16 protein-coding genes are annotated in these 20,255 nt (G+C 51.3%); 4 read left to right on the forward strand and 12 right to left on the reverse strand.

The genetic code is table 11. The features are described from left to right. Positions 1 to 78 precede the first annotated feature (78 nt). The 3 genes from KNV97_RS15685 to KNV97_RS15695 all read left to right on the forward strand — a co-directional run bounded on the left by KNV97_RS15685 (position 79) and on the right by KNV97_RS15695 (position 2,342). Positions 79 to 699, forward strand: a complete 621-nt coding sequence (locus KNV97_RS15685; protein WP_136483365.1) for a TRIC cation channel family protein — start codon at positions 79 to 81, stop codon at positions 697 to 699. A 205-nt stretch (positions 700 to 904) separates the two neighbouring features. Then, positions 905 to 1,318, forward strand: coding sequence for a VOC family protein (locus KNV97_RS15690; protein WP_136483364.1), 414 nt, complete (start codon positions 905 to 907; stop codon positions 1,316 to 1,318). A gap of 118 nt (positions 1,319 to 1,436) precedes the next feature. Continuing rightward, positions 1,437 to 2,342: a LysR family transcriptional regulator gene (locus tag KNV97_RS15695; RefSeq protein WP_218562296.1), complete on the forward strand. Its 906-nt coding sequence runs from the start codon at positions 1,437 to 1,439 to the stop codon at positions 2,340 to 2,342. Here the strand turns inward: KNV97_RS15695 and KNV97_RS15700 are convergent. The 7 genes from KNV97_RS15700 to secA form a co-directional block, all read right to left on the reverse strand. Beyond that, entirely contained in the window at positions 2,233 to 3,012 is a 780-nt protein-coding gene (locus tag KNV97_RS15700; protein ID WP_136483362.1) for a TSUP family transporter, read from the reverse strand. The genes KNV97_RS15695 and KNV97_RS15700 overlap by 110 nt on opposite strands. A gap of 118 nt (positions 3,013 to 3,130) precedes the next feature. After that, complete coding sequence (locus tag KNV97_RS15705) at positions 3,131 to 3,754, reverse strand: serine protease (protein ID WP_218562297.1); 624 nt, start codon at positions 3,752 to 3,754, stop codon at positions 3,131 to 3,133. A gap of 263 nt (positions 3,755 to 4,017) precedes the next feature. Then, positions 4,018 to 7,257, reverse strand: a complete 3,240-nt coding sequence (carB, locus tag KNV97_RS15710) for a carbamoyl-phosphate synthase large subunit (RefSeq protein WP_136483360.1) — start codon at positions 7,255 to 7,257, stop codon at positions 4,018 to 4,020. Positions 7,258 to 7,273: 16 nt separating this feature from the next. Next, entirely contained in the window at positions 7,274 to 8,413 is a 1,140-nt protein-coding gene (carA, locus tag KNV97_RS15715) for a glutamine-hydrolyzing carbamoyl-phosphate synthase small subunit (RefSeq protein WP_136483359.1), read from the reverse strand. A 481-nt stretch (positions 8,414 to 8,894) separates the two neighbouring features. Next, positions 8,895 to 9,704: a 4-hydroxy-tetrahydrodipicolinate reductase gene (dapB, locus tag KNV97_RS15720; protein WP_136483358.1), complete on the reverse strand. Its 810-nt coding sequence runs from the start codon at positions 9,702 to 9,704 to the stop codon at positions 8,895 to 8,897. 110 nt (positions 9,705 to 9,814) lie between these two features. Then, positions 9,815 to 10,213 carry an 8-oxo-dGTP diphosphatase MutT gene (gene mutT, locus KNV97_RS15725; RefSeq protein ID WP_136483357.1) on the reverse strand — a complete coding sequence of 133 codons (399 nt, stop codon included), beginning with the start codon at positions 10,211 to 10,213 and terminating at the stop codon, positions 9,815 to 9,817. 283 nt (positions 10,214 to 10,496) lie between these two features. Further along, positions 10,497 to 13,211, reverse strand: a complete 2,715-nt coding sequence (secA, locus tag KNV97_RS15730; RefSeq protein WP_136483356.1) for a preprotein translocase subunit SecA — start codon at positions 13,209 to 13,211, stop codon at positions 10,497 to 10,499. Between the two features lie 400 nt (positions 13,212 to 13,611). On the opposite strand from secA, the gene KNV97_RS15735 reads away from it, so the two are divergent. Continuing rightward, a complete protein-coding gene (locus KNV97_RS15735) occupies positions 13,612 to 14,070 on the forward strand; it encodes a DUF721 domain-containing protein (protein WP_218562298.1) in 459 nt (152 codons plus the stop codon). 201 nt (positions 14,071 to 14,271) lie between these two features. Here the strand turns inward: KNV97_RS15735 and lpxC are convergent, their stop codons facing one another. From lpxC to murC, 5 genes are all read right to left on the reverse strand, one after another. Beyond that, positions 14,272 to 15,189: a UDP-3-O-acyl-N-acetylglucosamine deacetylase gene (gene lpxC / locus KNV97_RS15740; RefSeq protein ID WP_136483354.1), complete on the reverse strand. Its 918-nt coding sequence runs from the start codon at positions 15,187 to 15,189 to the stop codon at positions 14,272 to 14,274. Between the two features lie 97 nt (positions 15,190 to 15,286). Beyond that, on the reverse strand, positions 15,287 to 16,501 hold the full coding sequence (gene ftsZ / locus KNV97_RS15745) for a cell division protein FtsZ (protein ID WP_136483353.1): 1,215 nt from the start codon (positions 16,499 to 16,501) through the stop codon (positions 15,287 to 15,289). A gap of 30 nt (positions 16,502 to 16,531) precedes the next feature. Continuing rightward, on the reverse strand, positions 16,532 to 17,794 hold the full coding sequence (gene ftsA, locus KNV97_RS15750) for a cell division protein FtsA (RefSeq protein WP_218562299.1): 1,263 nt from the start codon (positions 17,792 to 17,794) through the stop codon (positions 16,532 to 16,534). Then, entirely contained in the window at positions 17,787 to 18,557 is a 771-nt protein-coding gene (locus KNV97_RS15755) for a cell division protein FtsQ/DivIB (RefSeq protein WP_136483592.1), read from the reverse strand. Before KNV97_RS15755 ends, ftsA begins: the two co-directional genes overlap by 8 nt. Positions 18,558 to 18,785: 228 nt before the next feature. Further along, the gene (gene murC / locus KNV97_RS15760) at positions 18,786 to 20,246 is read right to left on the reverse strand and encodes a UDP-N-acetylmuramate--L-alanine ligase (protein ID WP_136483351.1); all 1,461 of its coding nucleotides are present in this window, start codon (positions 20,244 to 20,246) and stop codon (positions 18,786 to 18,788) included. Between the last annotated feature and the right edge of the window lie 9 nt (positions 20,247 to 20,255).

The following is a 20,255-nucleotide window of genomic DNA, read 5'->3' on the forward strand; positions in this document are numbered from 1 at the left end:
CCAAAGGTCGCAGCTTATGTCGTGGCGGCTACCATCCGGCGAACCTTTATTCACAGATCTAACAAAGCGAACGACATCTTGGATACTTCACTGCTCTTTCTGATCGATATGTTTGGTACTGCAGTTTTCGCCATTTCCGGCGTACTTTTAGCCGGACGGTTAAAAATGGATCCGTTCGGGGTTATTGTGCTGGCCAGCGTCACCGCCATCGGCGGCGGCACGATCCGCGACATGGCTCTGGGCGCTACCCCGGTCTTCTGGGTACGGGATACCACTTATCTGTGGGTGATCCTGATCACCTGTATTGTGATGATGATTGTGGTACGCCGCCCGAAGCGTCTGCCGTGGTGGATTCTGCCGGTGTGCGATGCCATCGGCCTGTCAGTATTTGTCGGCACCGGAGTGGAAAAAGCGCTGATGTATCAGGAATCGGCGATGATTGCGATCATCATGGGCGTGATCACCGGCTGTGGCGGCGGCATTATCCGGGATGTGCTGGCGCGCGAAATCCCGATGATACTGCGCAGTGAAGTGTATGCCACCGCTTGTATTATCGGCGGGGTATTCCATACCACTGCACTGGCGATGGGCTACGACAGCTCGACCGCGTTTATCTCCGGTACCCTGTCGACCCTGATTATCCGCCTCGGTGCGATTCGCTGGCACTTATCCCTGCCAACGTTTGCTCTGACCCGCTAACGCCAGCCATCACCGCTGGCAGTGGCTTAACGCTGCGTCGCAAACCACCTTAATCGGTGGTTTTTTTATTGCTTTATCCTGCTTTTTTCCGCCACCAGACGAATTTCTCACCCAGCCCAGGCAATTAAATAAAGTAAAATGTTTACTTAATCAGTTTTACACGACTAAGCTGAAAGAGCAGACCGATAATAACAAGGAGAATGTCATGTCAGCTTATGTCGAACACGCCAATATCACCGTCGCCGATTTAGATCAGGCGATTGTGTTTTTACAGACTGCTGTGCCGGAATTTACCGTGCGTCATCAGGGACAAAACCGCTATCGCTGGTGTCATATCGGTACAGAGCACAGTTACATCGCCCTGCAAGAAGTCGTCGAGCGCACTGAGCCGGACCGCACCCCTTATGTCGATGTCGGTATTAACCATATCGGTATTGTGGTCGATGACAGCCACGCTGTGGAGCAGCGCCTGCTTGCCGCCGGCTATCGTGCCAATGAATTGAGTGAAGACAGTGCGTACCGGCGCCGGGTGTACTTTTTCGACCCGAGCGGAACAGAGTGGGAATTCATCGAATATTTCTCTGCCGACCCGGCGCAGCGTAATCATTATCCGGAGTAAGTGCCAGCCAAAGCGGTCAAAGATAAGGTCAGTGCTGCTTGGTGTGCGCTGCGACATAGACTCATTGGCGGCTTAGGGTACAATAGGACTATCTATTCCTCATTGTCATTGAAAGCCCATGCTATTGGAAGGCATTGAAACTTTGCTGGTACTGAGCAAAGAAAAAACCATGAGTCGTACCGGTAGTCAGCTGTATATCAGCCAGTCTGCGGTCAGCAAACGGATTGCAAATCTGGAAAAAAAACTGGGTAAAAAGCTGATTGCTCCGGCTGGCCGCCAGGTCAAACTGACTGCCGAAGCCGAGCAGCTGATTGCCAATATCGGCCCGACCTTTAACGAACTGCGCGGCATGATTTTCGAGCAGCAGGCGCTGGAAGACAACACCCAGATCCGCCTCGACTGCTCGGAAACTCTGGTGGCCGGTTACCTTAGCAAGGTGATGGGCCAGTTTCGCCAACGCGACCCGCATTTTACCATCACCACCCACCATACCCCGCGTATCGTTGAACATGTCCAGTCCGGTAAAGCGACTTTAGGCTTCTGCGCCGGTTATCTGCCGGGCAATCACGGCCTGATGGCTTTTCACCTGTATGACGAGCCATTCTGTATTGTCAGTCACAGCCCGCTCAGCGGTCTGCCGGCTGAGCTGGTGACCAACGATCTGAACAATCCGGCCAATACCTACCAGGCCGCGATCCTGGAACGACTCGGTATCACGCCGGTAATGGAAATGGACTCCTACACCGCCGCCGCCCAACTGGCGCTGGGCGGAATGACTCCGGCGCTGGTGCCTTTATCAATCGTCAATGCATTGAAAATAGAGCCGGGCTACTGCCACTATTTTGCCGAGCTGGCGCCGCTGTTTCGCCCGATTCACATCTGTGTACGCGCGACCAGCTACCGCTCGCAAAGGGTCAGAACATTGATAGCAACCATTGAGAGTGCTGTTCCCACAACAGCTTGGTCGCCATCAGCATCGACATCACAATCACCAGCGGACGGATCCACTGCTGGCCTTTACTGATCACCACTTTCGCGCCCAGGCGGGCACCGATAAAGCCGCCGACGGCCATCGTCAGGCCAAGCTGCCAGATAGGCAGACCGGCTATCAGGAAAAAGGTCAGCGCGGCAATGTTGGAGGTAAAGTTGAGTACCTTGGTACGTGCGGTGGCTTCCACCAGACTGAAATGGCCCAGCACCACAAAACAGACGGTAAAAATTGACCCTGTGCCCGGGCCAAAAAAGCCATCATAAAAGCCGACTCCGCCACCGACACAAAACGCAAACAGCGCTTCCGGCAGAGGCTTTTTACCTGAATCAGCACGGGTTTGCGGTGCCAGCAGAAAGTAGAGTGAGATAGCAATCAGCAGCAGCGGGATCAGGCTGGTCAAAAGCGAGGCATCTATCACCTGCACCAGCTCAGCACCGGCGGCAGAACCAACAAAGGTACACACAATCGCCAGGCGCATATCTTTGAGGCTGACAATGCCGTTACGGATAAAATACCAACTGGCGGAAAAGCTACCGAACGAACTCTGCAGCTTATTGGTCGCCAAAGCCTGAGTCGGCGGCACCCCGGCCGCCAGCAGAGCCGGCACGGTCAGGAGTCCTCCCCCTCCGGCCATCGCATCAATAAACCCGGCCACACCCGCGACCACAAACAGCAGAGCTAAAATATCTAACGAGACTTCCATGAACTTCCAAAACTGAGACGAGAAAGGCTACACGCTACCACTGCGCCCTGTCCGCTAACAGCGAATTGAAAGAAAATGATCCATTCCTAATATTCAACGATAAAATCCCGTAGCGCGATTAACGATAGTAATCTTTGCCCGTTACCAGTTGCAGCCAGTCTTTCACGGCATATAAAGAAACAAACACCGCCGGATGAGAGGCTTGCTCTCCGTTCGGCCAGAGGACACTGCCCGAGACATAACCATGATTGATGCCAATCAGCTCATCATGATCATTATAAACCCCGCCACCAGACATACCGCTGGACACGACACCGGTTGTGGCCGACATCTGGCATCCGTCCCAGCCCTGAACAAATACATCGCCGACATACTTACCCTTGCTCGCCGACAGAGGCAGTCCTATCGGATAGCCGACATGCAGGATTTCCTGGCCATTAAACACCATACCTACCGCAGCAGAAATGGTGCCGGCATTTTTGACCAGTGCAATATCGCAGTAAGGATGGTAGTAAACTTCTCTGCCCTGCAGAGCCAGAATGACCCGGTTGTGTTTCGCTGTCAGTATCCAGCTTTCATCCAGCCTGGCCATCGAACCTTCTAAACTGGCAAGTACCGGAATTCCAATAAATATTTTCTGGTTGTTTTGCTCTATCGTGCCATCGATATCACTCCTGGCGATCCATTGACTGCTGCATCCGGTCAGTAGTAAGCACAACATAATGACGAAACGTTTCAGCATGACTCATCACTCCGTTCAGTAAGGAGGAACTAGCCACATTGACAATTCAATCAGTAAATTTTGTTGTTTTTATGATGAAGCCCACGTTAATAATAGGGAAAGTAGAAACGAAGATGAGCAAGTGATGCCGTTGTCGCAAAAAATAGACAAGCTTTCAGCTGTGCTACCAAACTGAGTCATAGCGACAGGAAATAAAAAAGCCCGCTCAGATGAGCGGGCAATGAGGTTGTCAGATAAGTTTTACTTACCCGTATTGTTATCCGTTATGCTTTTGCAGCCTGATCAGCGCGCACTTGTGCGTGCAGTTCCTGAACTGAGGTTACGTTCGCTTTGGCATCCGCAGTGTGAGACATACAGGTTGCAAACGCCGCATTCAGCGTTGTGGTGTAGTTCACTTTCTCAGCCAGAGCGCCGCGACGCAGAACTTTTGAGTCTTCAATCGCCTGACGGCCGGCAGCCGTGTTGATGATGTAGGTGTACTCATTGTTCTTGATGCGGTCCAGAATGTGCGGACGACCTTCGTGTACCTTGTTGACCAGACGAGGGTTGATACCCGCTTCGCCCAGAATCACAGCCGTACCGTGAGTGGCATCCAGTTTGTAGCCCAGTTTCTCCAGCTTAGAAGCCAGGTCAACCACACGCTCTTTGTCGCCTTCACGCACAGACAGCAGTGCACGGCCACCTTCAGGATACACGTTGCCACAGCCCAGTTCCGCTTTCGCGAAAGCTTCAGCAAACGTTGCACCAACACCCATCACTTCACCGGTAGAGCGCATTTCAGGGCCAAGCAGCGGGTCAACACCCGGGAACTTGTTAAAAGGCAGCACCACTTCTTTGACTGAGTAGTACGGTGGAATGATCTCTTTGGTGAAACCTTGCTGCTCCAGAGACTGGCCAGCCATGACACGCGCAGCGATTTTCGCCAGCGGTGCACCGGTTGCTTTCGATACGAAAGGCACGGTACGGGCCGCACGCGGGTTCACTTCAATCAGGTAAACTTCGTTGTCTTTGACCGCAAACTGCGTGTTCATCAGACCACGAACGCCCAGTTCCATCGCCAGTTTCTCAACCTGCTCGCGCATCTTGTCCTGAATTTCCTGGCTCAGCGTGTACGCTGGCAGAGAACATGCCGAGTCACCAGAGTGAACACCTGCCTGCTCAATGTGCTCCATGATACCGCCGATCACAACGCGCTCGCCGTCACAGATAGCATCGATGTCAACTTCGGTTGCATCATCCAGGAAACGGTCCAGCAGAACCGGAGACTCGTTCGATACGCTCACCGCCTCGTTGAAGTAACGACGCAGGTCTGCTTCATCATATACGATTTCCATCGCACGGCCGCCCAGCACGTAAGAAGGACGAACCACCAGCGGGAAGCCGATCTCTTTTGATTTCTCAACCGCTTGTTCGATTGCAGTCACGGTCGCGTTTTCTGGCTGTTTCAGACCCAGACGCTCAACCGCGTGCTGGAAACGCTCACGGTCTTCTGCGCGGTCAATCGCATCCGGGCTGGTACCAATGATAGGCACACCTGCCGCTTCCAGCGCACGCGCCAGTTTGAGCGGAGTCTGGCCGCCGTACTGCACGATAACGCCTTTTGGTTTTTCAACGCGTACAATGGCCAGTACATCTTCCAGAGTCACGGGTTCAAAGTACAGACGGTCTGACGTGTCGTAGTCAGTCGATACGGTTTCCGGGTTACAGTTCACCATGATGGTCTCGTAACCGTCTTCACGTAGCGCCAGTGACGCATGCACACAGCAATAGTCAAATTCGATACCCTGACCGATACGGTTCGGACCACCGCCCAGAACCATGATTTTGTCTTTGTCAGTCGGGTTCGCTTCACACTCGTCATCGTAAGATGAGTACATGTACGCAGTGTCAGATGAAAACTCAGCGGCACAGGTATCCACACGTTTGTAAACCGGGTGAATGTTGAACTGGTCACGCAGACGGCGGATTTCGCTTTCCGCTACGCCCAGCAGAGCAGACAGACGAGCATCCGAGAAGCCTTTGCGCTTCATCGCGCGCAGTGTGGTCTCAGTCAGACCGGCAAAGCCACCCGCTTTGATGTCATTTTCCATCAGTACCAGTTCTTCAATCTGAACCAGGAACCAACGGTCGATGTTCGTCAGGTTGAATACACCGTCGACCGACATACCGGCACGGAATGCATCAGCAATGTACCAGATACGCTCGGCACCTGCGTCTTTCAGCTCGTGACGAATCTTAGTCAGTGCATCCGGAGCATCCAGATCGACCATTTCGTCCAGACCGTTAGCACCCACTTCCAGACCGCGTAGTGCTTTCTGCAGTGATTCTTGCTGGTTACGGCCGATCGCCATCACTTCACCGACAGATTTCATCTGCGTGGTCAGACGGTTGTTAGCACCCGCAAATTTCTCGAAGTTAAAGCGAGGAATCTTGGTCACAACGTAGTCGATGGTCGGCTCGAACGACGCCGGAGTTGCACCGCCGGTGATGTCGTTCATCAGCTCGTCCAGCGTAAAGCCGACTGCCAGTTTGGCGGCGACTTTTGCAATCGGGAAACCGGTCGCTTTTGAGGCCAGTGCAGAAGAGCGCGATACACGCGGGTTCATCTCGATGATAACCATACGGCCATCTTTCGGGTTGATACCAAACTGTACGTTTGAACCACCGGTTTCTACGCCGATTTCGCGCAGAACCGCCAGAGATGCGTTACGCATCAGCTGGTACTCTTTGTCAGTCAGAGTCTGGGCCGGTGCCACAGTGATCGAGTCACCAGTGTGGATACCCATAGGATCGAAGTTTTCGATCGCACACACGATGATGCAGTTGTCCGCTTTGTCGCGCACCACTTCCATCTCGTACTCTTTCCAGCCGATCAGAGATTCGTCAATCAGCAGCTCGTTGGTTGGCGACAGGTCCAGACCACGGCGACAGATTTCTTCAAATTCTTCTTTGTTGTAAGCGATACCGCCGCCGGTACCACCCATAGTGAACGAAGGACGGATGATACATGGGAAACCCACCATATCCAGCACGCGGTATGCTTCTTCCATTGTCTTCGCGGTATCGGCTCGTGGACACTCCAGGCCGATAGATTTCATCGCTTTATCAAAGCGCGAGCGGTCTTCTGCTTTATCAATCGCATCCGCCGTTGCACCGATCATCTCCACGCCGAACTCTTCCAGCACGCCATGTTTTTCCAGCGCCAGCGCACAGTTCAGTGCCGTCTGGCCACCCATGGTTGGCAGAATCGCATCCGGACGCTCTTTTTCGATGATCTTACGCACAACTTCCCACTGGATTGGCTCGATGTAAGTCGCATCCGCCATTTCCGGGTCAGTCATAATGGTCGCCGGGTTAGAGTTGACCAGGATAACGCGGTAACCCTCTTCACGCAGCGCTTTACACGCCTGCGCGCCAGAGTAGTCAAACTCACAAGCCTGACCGATAACAATTGGACCAGCACCTAAAATCAGAATGCTTTTAATGTCAGTACGTTTTGGCATTGTTTACTACTCCAAATTAAGCGCGGTGTTGTTTAATCAATTCAATGAAGTGGTCGAAAAGCGGTGCCGCATCGTGTGGGCCCGGGCTCGCCTCAGGGTGACCCTGGAAGCTGAATGCCGGCTTGTCCGTACGGTGGATACCTTGCAGTGAACCATCAAACAGCGATTTATGAGTCGCACGCAGGTTCTCCGGCAGAGTCGCTTCATCGGCCGCAAAACCGTGGTTTTGCGAGGTGATCATCACGACATTACGATCCAGATCTTTCACCGGGTGGTTAGCACCGTGGTGACCGAACTTCATCTTGACCGTTTTAGCGCCTGAGGCCAGTGCCAGAATCTGGTGGCCCAGACAGATACCGAAGACCGGCAGACCTTTTTCAAGGAATGTCTTGGTTGCTTCGATAGCGTAAGTACATGGTTCAGGGTCACCCGGGCCGTTTGACAGGAACACGCCATCCGGATTCAGCGCCAGAACGTCCTCGGCAGACGTTTCAGCCGGAACCACAGTCAGACGACAGCCACGGTCAACCAGCATACGCAGGATGTTACGTTTCGCACCGAAATCGTAAGCCACAACGTGGTACGGCAGTTCGCTGTCATCTTTCGCTTCAGGCAGTCCGCCTTCCAGCGTCCATGAACCTTGCTTCCATTCGTAAGCTTCTTTCGTCGTTACTACTTTCGCCAAATCCATCCCTTTCAGGCCCGGGAACTCTTGTGCTTTTGCCAGCGCCAGAGCTTCATCCAGGTTATCGCCTGCCAGAATGCAACCGTTCTGAGCACCTTTTTCACGCAGAATGCGAGTCAGCTTACGGGTATCGATATCCGCAATGCCGACGATGTTTTGCGATTTAAGGTAATCAGAAAGGGAACGTTCACTACGGAAGTTAGAAGCGATAAGAGGAAGATCGCGGATCACAAGGCCTTGTGCATGAATCTGGGATGATTCTTCATCTTCGGCATTGGTGCCGGTATTGCCAATGTGAGGGTAAGTAAGGGTAACGATTTGTTGAGAATAGGAAGGATCAGTGAGGATTTCTTGGTACCCCGTCATCGAGGTATTAAAAACGACTTCACCAACGGACGAACCATCTGCTCCAATGGAAATTCCGTGGAACACTGTCCCATCTTCCAGGACTAACAGTGCTGATTTACTCAAGACAACCTCCAGAATAAAAATGCAAAAATTTTAAATTAAACTGCACATTTGCCTTCCTGTTCGCATTTTAACTTTGCTTTAGGGCATATCAGACAAATTGGCGGTATTCTAATTATCACCGTGACTTCTGTCAATAATTGTTCAAAAATAAAATTGGAATTTGACCTGTTACAACGAAAAATTCACTCAAACACAGCAAAACTACATGTTTTGGCCGGTTTGAGAATTAACTTATGCAGAATTGAATAAAAAACAGCCACACAGAGTCAATCTTGGCGTTTTTTTTGCTATCCCGATTGAGGCAAACGATAATCTGGATTTTTTAACACATAAAAAATCGATTACATTCCATTTTTTACTTCAAACTAAAATAATAAGCAGAAAAGTAGTCAGGAAAGACTAAAAAAGGATGAGATGATTTTGCTGAGTTTAACAGAAAGGAAACGAATGCGCCAAGGGGTCTTGGCGCATAATTATGTAATTAGAGATCGTTAAGACCGATCACGTCTGTCATGGTGTAGAAACCCGCTGATTTTTCATCCAGCCAGATCGCTGCCTTAACGGCGCCATTGGCAAAGGTCATGCGGTCGGTCGCTTTGTGGGTGATCTCAACCCGCTCACCGATATCAGCAAACATCGCAGTATGCTCACCGACAATATCGCCTGCGCGGATAGTAGCAAAACCAATTTCGTTACGGCTGCGCTCGCCGGTAATACCTTCACGGGCATACACAGCCACATCGCTGAGCTTATTGCCCATCGCACCGGCAATCGCTTCACCCATGCCGATAGCAGTGCCGGACGGCGCATCGACTTTATGACGGTGATGCGCTTCGACGATTTCGATATCGCAGTAGTCACCCATCACTTTGGCCGCTTTTTCCAGCAGCTTGAACACCAGGTTAACACCCACACTGTAGTTCGGTGCCATCACGATTGGAATAAGCTTAGCAGCTTCATCAATTTGCGCGCGCTCTTGTTCACTGAAACCTGTGGTACCAATCACCAGCTTCTTACCATGTTTTTTACACAGCTCCAGGTTAGCCAGCGTGCTGACCGGGGCGGTAAAATCAATAATGACGTCAAACTGGTCAATCACCTGCTCCAGGTTGTCGACCAGGGCAACATCAAAACGGCCTTCACCGCACAGTTCACCGACATCGACCCCCACCAGAGATGACTCGGGACGTTCTGAACCCGCACCCACGGTAGACAGCGGGTTATGATGCGTCGCTTTAACCAGATTACGGCCCATACGACCGGCAGCGCCTGCAATCGCAATTCTTACCATTGCGTATTCTCCATTCTTTTGTTCATTCGTGCACAGCACGATGGTTCCTGCTAGTAACGATAAACTATCAACTATCGCTGGCTGTGGCTAGCACTTACTGTGGCTGAGCGTTAAGCGAATTCTCTCAGCACGCGCTCCAGCACGGGCACGTTGGCTTCCGGGAAAGGATAGTCTTTCAGATCGGCGACTTTAACCCACTGCCCACTTTGTCCTTCACGTCCGTAAGGCTGGCCGTTAAACGCCGTCACCAGGATGAAATCAAACTTGAGTGATTTTTCCGGATAGTCATATTCCAGGTGCTCGAAACACGCCTGCTCAGTGACTTCAATGCCAATCTCTTCGTTGAGTTCGCGCGTCATCGCCTGTTCAATTGACTCACCCGCTTCAACTTTGCCGCCGGGAAATTCCCAGAAACCGCCTTTATGCAGGTTATCCGGACGCTTAGTGATAAAAATGTGTGATTGGTCGGGATTAAAAATAATCCCTGCGACGATATGAATACGTTTCATATAAATTCCTGTGCATTAGAACTCGGAGCTCACTATTGACCGACTAGATTATCGCTCAAGATGTGAAAGTCCAGAGTTAGCTGCGCCCGGCCGTTATCATCTGAGATCAGGCTGAGCATAAATATGCAACAGATTGTGTTATAAAAAACTCATCAGAGAAAGTGGGCTTAGCAACAAAGCCATGACCCTCTCTGTAAACGGGCGGGCAATCTCAAAACACTGACCAGCAGACCAACAGACAAAAAAAGAGCCGCCCTGGGGCGACTCTCTGTTTCAATCAGGATCAGGCAATCTTGCCATGACACTGTTTGTATTTTTTACCACTGCCACACGGACAAGGTTCGTTGCGACCGACTTTACGCTCGTCACGCACTTGTGGCTGATGATCATTCGGCTCGTCGTCGGAACCATCCACGCTCTGGTGCTGAGCCTGAGCCAGACGTGCCGCTTCTTCAGCCTGCACCCGGCGCTGCTCTTCCATGCGTTCCACTTCTTCCTGCTGCTGAACACGAACTTTGGACAGAATCATGATCACATCAGATTTCAGTGAATCAAGCAGACCTTCAAACAGTTCAAACGACTCGCGTTTGTACTCCTGTTTCGGGTTTTTCTGCGCGTAACCACGCAGGTGAATGCCCTGACGCAGGTGATCCATCGCCGCCAGATGCTCTTTCCACAGCGTATCCAGAGTCTGCAGCATCACCGATTTCTCGAAGTTGCGCATTACAGATTCGCCCACTGCGGCTTCTTTCTGCTGGTAAACGGTGACCGCCTGCTCAAGGATACGCTCACGCAGCGCTTCTTCGTACAGTTTGTCGTCGTTATCCAGCCATTCCTGCAGCGGCAGTTCCAGATCAAAGTCGTTTTTGAGGCGATCCTGCAGGCCGGTGATATCCCACATATCTTCCAGTGACTGCGGCGGGATGTATTCATCAATCACAGCCGTCAATACATCGATACGGTTTTGTTCAATCATCTCACTGATGTTGTCTGCCACCATCAGCTCATCACGCAGCTCGTACACCACTTTACGCTGGTCGTTTGCCACATCATCGTATTCCAGCAGCTGCTTACGAATATCGAAGTTGCGGCCTTCCACTTTACGCTGGGCCTTTTCGATCGAGCGCGACAGCATCTTGCTTTCGATCGCTTCGCCTTCTTCCATACCGCTCTGGATCAGGCTCGCCATCCGATCTGAGGTGAAGATACGCAACAGGGTATCTTCCATCGACAGATAGAATCGGGTTGAACCCGCATCCCCCTGACGACCGGCACGACCACGTAACTGGTTATCGATACGACGTGATTCGTGACGCTCAGTACCGATAATGTGCAGACCACCGGATGCCAGTACCGCATCGTGCACCTGTTTCCACTCTGCTTTGATCTCGGCAATCTGTTCCGGAGTCGGGTTATCCAGCGTCTCAACTTTAGACTGCCAGCTGCCACCCAGCACGATATCGGTACCACGACCGGCCATGTTGGTCGCGATAGTCACCGAACCTGGTTTACCCGCTTCCGCAACGATTTCCGCTTCTTTTTCGTGGAACTTGGCGTTCAGCACGTTGTGCTTGATGTTGTCTTTCTTCAGCGCGTTGGAGAGCAGTTCCGACTTTTCAATCGATACCGTACCCACCAGTACCGGCTGGCCTTTTTCGACCCGTGCCTTGATGTCTTCTTTAATCGCGGCAAATTTTTCTAATTCGGTACGGTACACCACATCCGGCATATCGTTACGAATCATTGGTTTGTTGGTTGGAATCACCACAGTTTCCAGACCGTAGATCGACTGAAACTCGAACGCTTCAGTATCTGCAGTACCCGTCATACCCGACAGTTTTTCGTACAGACGGAAGAAGTTCTGGAACGTAATCGAAGCCAGAGTCTGGTTTTCGTTCTGGATCTTCACGCCTTCTTTGGCTTCCACCGCCTGGTGCAGGCCATCCGACCAGCGACGACCCGGCATGGTACGACCGGTGTGTTCGTCAACAATGACCACTTCGCCATTGTCCGTCACGATGTAATCGACGTTCTTCTCAAACAGAACGTGAGCGCGCAGTGCCGCGTTCACATGGTGCAGCAGGCTGATGTTAGCTGGCGAGTAAAGGGTATCACCCTCTTCCATCAGGCCATTGTTGATCAGCAGCTCTTCGACATATTCCTGACCGGTCTCGGTCAGATAAACCTGTTTGGATTTTTCATCCACGGTGTAGTGACCGTCACCACGGTACTCTTCCGAATCCTCTTTATCCTGCAGCTTCAGGTGCGGGATCAGAGTATTAATCTTAGTGTACAGCTCAGAACTGTCTTCTGCCGGACCGGAAATGATCAGCGGAGTACGCGCTTCATCGATCAGGATCGAGTCCACTTCATCGACCACAGCAAAGAAACGTTCACGCTGCACACGGTCTTCCACACGGAAGGCCATGTTGTCACGCAGGTAGTCAAAACCGAATTCGTTGTTGGTGCCGTACAGGATATCCGCTTGATACGCTTCTTTTTTCTCTTGTGGTGGCATGTTCGGTACGTTGACGCCGACGGTCATACCGAGAAATTCGAACAGCGCACGGTTGGTTTCCGCGTCGCGTTTAGCCAGATAGTCGTTGACGGTGACAATATGCACGCCTTTACCGGGCAGCGCATTCAGATAAGCCGGCAGGGTTGCGGTCAGGGTTTTACCTTCACCGGTACGCATCTCTGCGATTTGGCCGGCATTAAGCACCATGCCACCAATAAGCTGCACGTCGAAATGACGCATGCCAAAGACACGTTTAGAGGCTTCACGTACGGTTGCAAAGGCTTCTGGAAGGAGTTGGTCGAGCGATTCGCCCTGTTCAATACGTTGACGGAATTCGACGGTCTTGGCTTTTAGTTCATCGTCAGAAAGTGTTTCAAATGCAGGTTCGTAGTTGTTGATCTCTTTTACGATTTTTCTTAAGCGACGCAATGTACGGTCATTGCGGCTGCCAACCACTTTGGTCAGTAACTTAGTTATCATTGATGTGAATCTCTCTTTACTTCGATCATCCCGATCTACTTAATGCCTTTGTAGTGTCTACCTAATTTCAACTAAGGATACTGAGGTATGTCATGTATCTTGGGATATTGTGATGGTGACGCGTATTTTCAAGGCAGTAAATGAATTAAGTGGCGCCTAGTTTAGAGAATTTTTGTCCGAACAACCATGCTCAAACCCGTTTGTTTACAGCAAGCTTACTAATTTGTGCGCTCAAGCCACTGTTTAGTGCGTCATTGGTCATCAAAGCGCACTGCAGCAGGCCGGTTGATGCCGGTGTGTAGCGCTCAACTGCCGGGCGCTTCTGGCTCAGTGCAGATCCATTTTCGTTCAGGGCCGATAACAGTTAGAATAAAACCAGACCCATTACCGGATGCACCCGATGCGCGATCACCGCCCGACCAACACTGAAGAACTGCTCGAAGCATCGCGACTCAAGCAGGTGCAAGAGCATGCCAAAGAAATTCTCCAGCTCAATCAAATCCTCACAACGCTGTTGCCACGCGGCACGGAAAAGCATGTGCGCGCCGCCAACATCCGCGGTGGCCATCTGATCCTCGAAGCCGCCAGCGCGGCGATCAAAATGAAGATCGACTACGATCGTCTGTCACTACTCAATCAGCTGCGCGCGCAAGGCTTTGGGCGCTTGATCAGCATAGAGATCCGGATCAACCCGGCTCTCTATCGCGGCAATTCTGCCGCGGCGGCAAAAAAAGACGAGGCAAAAGCTCGCCCTCCCCTGACTGATCATGCCGCCCATGTGTTGATGACCATCGCCGAAAATGCGTCACCCAAAGTGCGTAAGCGACTAGAAAGCCTGGCCAAACTTGCCAAAAAGTAGTCATCCGCCAAAGGGAAAGCACGGTAACGGATGCCAGTCGCTGTCTATGCCAATAGCTGCGTAACTCATACCTTATATGTAAGCAATACCGATAGCTGTGTAAATCCTACCAAGCGCCAAATTTCAGACACAAAAAAGCCAGACCTGAGTCTGGCTTTATTATTCTTTCGACCTGATGACAGGCTTTCAAGCGCTGATGCGTTAAGCAATCACCATGTTTGGTTCTGCAAATGCCACCGGAGAGCCCACTTCTTCTTCGAAGGTCGCCCATTCCCACGCTTCCTGATCCGCCAGTACTGCGCGCAGCAACTGGTTATTCAGACCGTGGCCCGATTTGTAGGCACAGAATTCACCGACAATCGCGTGTCCGCTCATGTACAGGTCGCCGATTGCGTCCAGGACTTTATGGGTCACGAATTCGTTGGCAAAACGCAGGCCTTCTTCGTTCAGAATGCGGTAATCATCCAGTACGATAGCACAATCGAAGCTACCACCCAGACACAGGTTCTGTGACTGTAAGTATTCGATATCACGCATGAAACCAAAGGTACGTGCACGGGAAATCTCTTTTACAAAGCCTTGCGATGAGAAGTCGAACACCAGATGCTGTTCGTCACCATCAATCGCCGGGTGATTGAATTCGATTTCGAAGTCCATTTTGAAGCCGTTATGCGGGCGCAGTTCCGCCCACTTGTCGCCGTCTTCAATGCGAACTGGTTTCTTAATACGAATGAATCGCTTAGGTGCGTTCAACGTTTCTACGCCCGCTTGTTGCAGCAGGTATACAAACGGACTCGCACTACCGTCCATAATCGGAATTTCCGGCGCATCCACTTCAACGATCACGTTGTCGATGCCCATACCCGCTAACGCTGCGCTCAGGTGCTCAACGGTAGAGATACGAATGCCTTCGTCATTCACCAGAGCGGTACACAACATGGTGTCACGTACAGATTCTGGGTCAGCCGGGAAATCCACTGGTGGATTTACGTCAGTACGACGGTAAACGATACCCGTGTTTGCAGCAGCTGGGCGAAGAGTTAACGTGACCTTACGACCAGAGTGAAGTCCCACCCCAGTTGTTTTCACTATTTCTTTCAGTGTACGTTGTCTAATCATCTACTTGCCTCTAAATCGATGCCACAAAGCTCGGCCGATATACTTACCGACCGACATCCTACCAGAATTTTGAACAGTGTCAAATTGTGGCGAGATTCTAATCAGCCTGACGACGTAAGAAAGCCGGGATATCCAGATATCCGTTTTCTTTCTCTTGCTTAGGCGCAGTGCTTTGGCTTGCTGAAGCAGACGCTGAGCTCTGAGCCGGTGCTGGCTGAGTTTTCACTTCTACTTTTTCTTGCAAAGGTTGTGCCGGTTTTTCTTCCACTTTCGCTGCGACTGCCGCTTGTTGTGGTTGAGCTGCCTGCGCAGGTTTCGCTTTACCGCCGGCGACCAGAGTGATATCCGGTTTACGCTCGTTGCCGATACCTGTGGCAACAACCGTTACGCGAATCTCTTCAGCCATATCCGGATCCAGAGAAGTACCGATCACGACAGTCGCATTGTCAGAAGCAAATGCTTTAACAGTGTTACCAACCGTTTCGAACTCATCCAGACGCATATCCAGACCTGCGGTAATGTTAACCAGTACGCCTCGCGCGCCAGCCAGGTCGATATCTTCCAGCAGTGGGCTGGAAATCGCCATTTCGGCCGCTTCTTCAGCACGGTCTTCACCTTTCGCAACACCGCTACCCATCATGGCGTGACCCATTTCCGACATTACGGTACGTACGTCCGCAAAGTCGACGTTGATCATACCCGGACGAGTAATCAGTTCTGCGATACCTTGTACTGCATTCTTAAGTACGTCGTTCGCGCTGGCAAAGGCTTCAAGTAAAGTGATCCCACGACCCAGTACTTTCAGTAGTTTTTCGTTTGGAATAGTGATCAGAGAGTCAACATGCTTAGACAGCTCTTCAATCCCCTGTTCCGCGAACGAAAGACGTTTTTTACCTTCAAAGCTGAATGGCTTGGTCACTACAGCAACGGTCAGGATGCCAAGTTCTTTAGCCACTTCCGCAATCACAGGAGCAGCACCGGTACCGGTACCGCCACCCATACCAGCGGCGACAAATACCATATCGGCACCTTCGAGAACTTCTTTAATACGTTCTCTGTCTTCGAGAGCTGCATCACGTCCTACTTGCGGATTAGCACCCGCACCCAGGCCTTTGGTGATATCGCCACCGATTTGAATGACTGTGCTTACGCTGGTTTTACGAAGCGCTTGTGCATCTGTATTGATACTGATGAATTCCACGCCTTCGATGGACTCACGTACCATGTGTTCAACGGCGTTACCACCGCCACCACCAACCCCAACGACTTTGATTACAGCTTCGTCAGACATTTCCATCATCGGTTCAAACATGTGTTATCTCCGTTTTTCCTGCAACTCAGGTTAAAACTCTTTTTGTATCCAATTACGCAAACGACCGAATAATCCCGACACCGACTGGCGCTTAGGCTCCTGGTAATCGCTGTCGTCATTAATCTGGCTGTCTTTTGCGTAATGAAGTAAACCCACTGCCGTAGAATGATACGGCTCTTTAACGTAATCGGTCAGGCCACTGACCTCGAGAGGTTTGCCAACTCTGACCTGGTTGCGGAACACCCGCTCCGCACACTCAACTAAACCTTCTATTTGCGCCGCGCCGCCGGTTAACACAATACCGGCTGCCAGGTGATGTTTAATTCCGTCCTGGCGCAATGTTTCCTGAACTGAGTCAATCGTCTGGTTTACCAAGCCCATTAACTCAGTGTAGCGAGGCTCAATGACTTCCGACAAGGTTTGACGCTGCAAACTGCGAGACGGACGCCCACCCACGCTGGGAACGTTAACTGTGTCATCTTTGCTGACCAGTTCGCTCAGCGCACAGCCGTATTTAACTTTGATCTCTTCGGCGTCGCTGACCGGTGTGCCGAATGCAAACGCAATATCACTGGTGACCGCGTTGCCGGCGTATGAAAGCACTTCGGTGTGCCTTAGAGCGCCGCCCGTCCAGATGGCAATATCCATGGTGCCTGCACCAATATCGATCACACACACACCAAGTTCGCGCTCATCTTCAGTAATAACGGCATTACTGGCCGCCAATCCTGAGTACACTAACTGTTCAACTTTTAAACCGCAACGTTCCACCGCTTTAATGATGTTTCTTGCCATATCATTGTGACAAGTGATCAAATGTACACTGACTTCCATACGTACACCTGATAATCCTAGCGGATTTTTAATGCCTTCTTGATAATCAATCGTAAATTCTTGAGGAATGACATGCAAGATTCGCTGCTCTTCACCAATTTTGATTGATTTCGCGGTATGGATCGCCCGATCCATATCGTCCTGGGACACCTCTTCATCCGAAATGGTTCCCATGCCTTTTTCAATTCGGCTGGCAATGTGTCGCCCGGAAATCGACAAAAACACATTGTTAATCTGGCACTCGGCCATTAATTCTGCCTGGTCTATCGCACGCTGGACCGATTTCACCACCGATTCCAGATCGTTGACGCCACCTTTATCCATACCACGAGATGGACTATTACCTGAGCCAATAATATTAATTTGACCATCAGGGAGGACTTCACCCACAAGCGCGGATACGGTGGCGGTGCCGATATCCAGACCAACAATAATGTTGTCGTTGGCAGTTTTAGTCATCTGTATTCTCTTGTGCTAACTCTTGTTCTGAGATCCAACCTACTGCAGCGCCGGTATCGTATCTGAGGTCGATATAACTGACCCGGTCAGCGTCACTGCCTAATTGCTTGTAGAGCAGGAAAAAGCGGTTAATACGTTCATCAAGCGACTCTTTTCCCAACTCCAGCCGGATACCGTTATCCAAAATGATTTGCCAGGCGCGGCGTTCATTGAGCAGCAGCGATGAGATGCTGTGCCCGATACGCGCAAACTTATCCTGATACTGGCGCCAGACTTTTAACACTTCCGGCGCACTGCCCTGTGGGCCATACAGTTTTACGTGCTCTTCATTCACCAGACCGATATCGCCGTCAAACACGTACCCAGTGTCATCCAACAGCGCATTACCATTCCAGATGGCGGCAACTTTGTGCTCGGTCAGAAACACTTTAATCGTATCCGGCCACTGCTTGCGAATCGAAGCATGTGACACCCAGGGAATCGACTGCACGCTGTCCTGCAGCACATCAATATCCTGGGACATAAAAGTGCCGATGTGATCGATACGGGCAAAAGCCCGCTGCACATCAGAGGTCGAGACGTATTGTAAATCACCCTGCAATACGATTTTGGACAGTGGCAGACGTTGCTCGTCCCACATCCAGCTGATCGTCGAATACAACAAAAAGCCAATCAGCAACAGCACCACGATAAAAAAACTGCCGCCAGCGGCATGTTGTTTTAATTGCGGCGACGCGGACAATCGGCGACCTTCGGCAAACACGTTACCTTTGGCGAACACATTATTCAGCAAAGTCCGATGATCCTGTTGACGACTGGCAAATTGATTCCCTATTTCTTTTTGCAATAGAGGCAAAAGCACTGACTTTAACCTTTGGATTATACTGAGGTGCTGGAAAGTATCAAATACTGATAGATAAAATTACTCGTCAATATGAGCTTAGTTCAGCCACCACCCCAGATATACAACTTTTTACTTTTTTTTGCAGCGTTACTGCCCTTGCATCTTTTCAATGCACAGTTCCAACGCCGCCAAATCTTTGGCTACTTTGCCCACATCACCGGCGCCTTGCGTCAGAACCAGGTCACCGTCTTGTAGGACGTTGGCTAAAACTGACGGTAAGGTCTTGCTGTCAGGGACAAAAATCGGATCCAGCTTACCGCGGCTACGAATGGTGCGGCACAGGGATCGGCTGTCTGCACCAGCGATGGGTTTCTCACCGGCCGAGTACACATCCAGCATCAGCAGCACATCAACCTGCTCCAGCACATTGGCAAAATCGTCATACAGATCGCGGGTCCGGGTGTAACGGTGCGGCTGGAAAATCATCACCAGACGTTTATCACTCCAGCCATTGCGCGCGGCAGCGATGGTCACATCCACTTCGGTCGGGTGATGGCCATAGTCGTCCACCAGCATCGCTTTACCACGACCAGTGGCAAATTCACCCAACTGGTCAAAACGACGCCCGGTGCCCTGGGTACTCTCCATCGCGCGCAGAATAGCGCCATCATCGACATCGTCTTCGGTCGCCACCGCAATCGCGGCGGCGGCATTGAGTGCATTGTGGCGGCCCGGAATATTGAGAGTGATATCGAGGTTTTTGCGCCCCTGACGCACCACGGTAAATTTGCCCTGCTGACCCTCCTGGCGGTAATTTTCAATCCGCACATCGGCGTCTTGTGAGAAACCGTAAGTGATCACATGGCGGCTGATACGCGGGATCAATTCACGAATCACCGCGTCGTCGACACACATGATCGCGCGACCGTAGAACGGCAGGTTATGCAGAAATTCGATAAAGGTCTGTTTCAGAGTTTCAAAATCGCCACCATAAGTGTCCATGTGATCCGCTTCGATGTTGGTCACAATCGACATCATCGGCTGCAGATGCAGGAACGAGGCATCACTCTCGTCGGCTTCAGCAATCAGAATACGGCTCGAACCAAGACGGGCGTTAGTACCGGCACTTTTCACCAAGCCGCCGTTGACAAAGGTCGGGTCGAGGCCGGCTTCAGAATAAATCTGTGTCACCAACGCTGTGGTGGTGGTTTTACCGTGCGTACCGGCCACCGCGATACCGTGACGAAAACGCATCAGCTCAGCCAGCATCTCGGCGCGGCGCACAACAGGGATACGTTTTTCACGCGCCGCTTTGATTTCCGGGTTCTGTTCATTGATAGCGGTCGAGACCACGACCACGCTGGCCTGCGCTATGTTCTCTGCAGCATGGCCGATAAAAATGGCGGCACCTTTTTCCGCCAGACGCTGAGTCACAGCGTTCGAGGCGATATCAGACCCTGAGATCTGGTACCCCTCATTGAGCAACACCTCAGCGATCCCGCTCATACCGGCACCGCCGATACCGATAAAATGAATGCATTTCACCCGGCGCATTTCCGGAACCATAGCGCGAATCTGTGCTAAATCTTGCGTGTGTTTAATTGTCATGAATCTGTT

The sequence above is a fragment of the Vibrio ostreae genome (assembly GCF_019226825.1).
In the GTDB taxonomy this organism is placed as follows: domain Bacteria; phylum Pseudomonadota; class Gammaproteobacteria; order Enterobacterales; family Vibrionaceae; genus Vibrio; species Vibrio ostreae.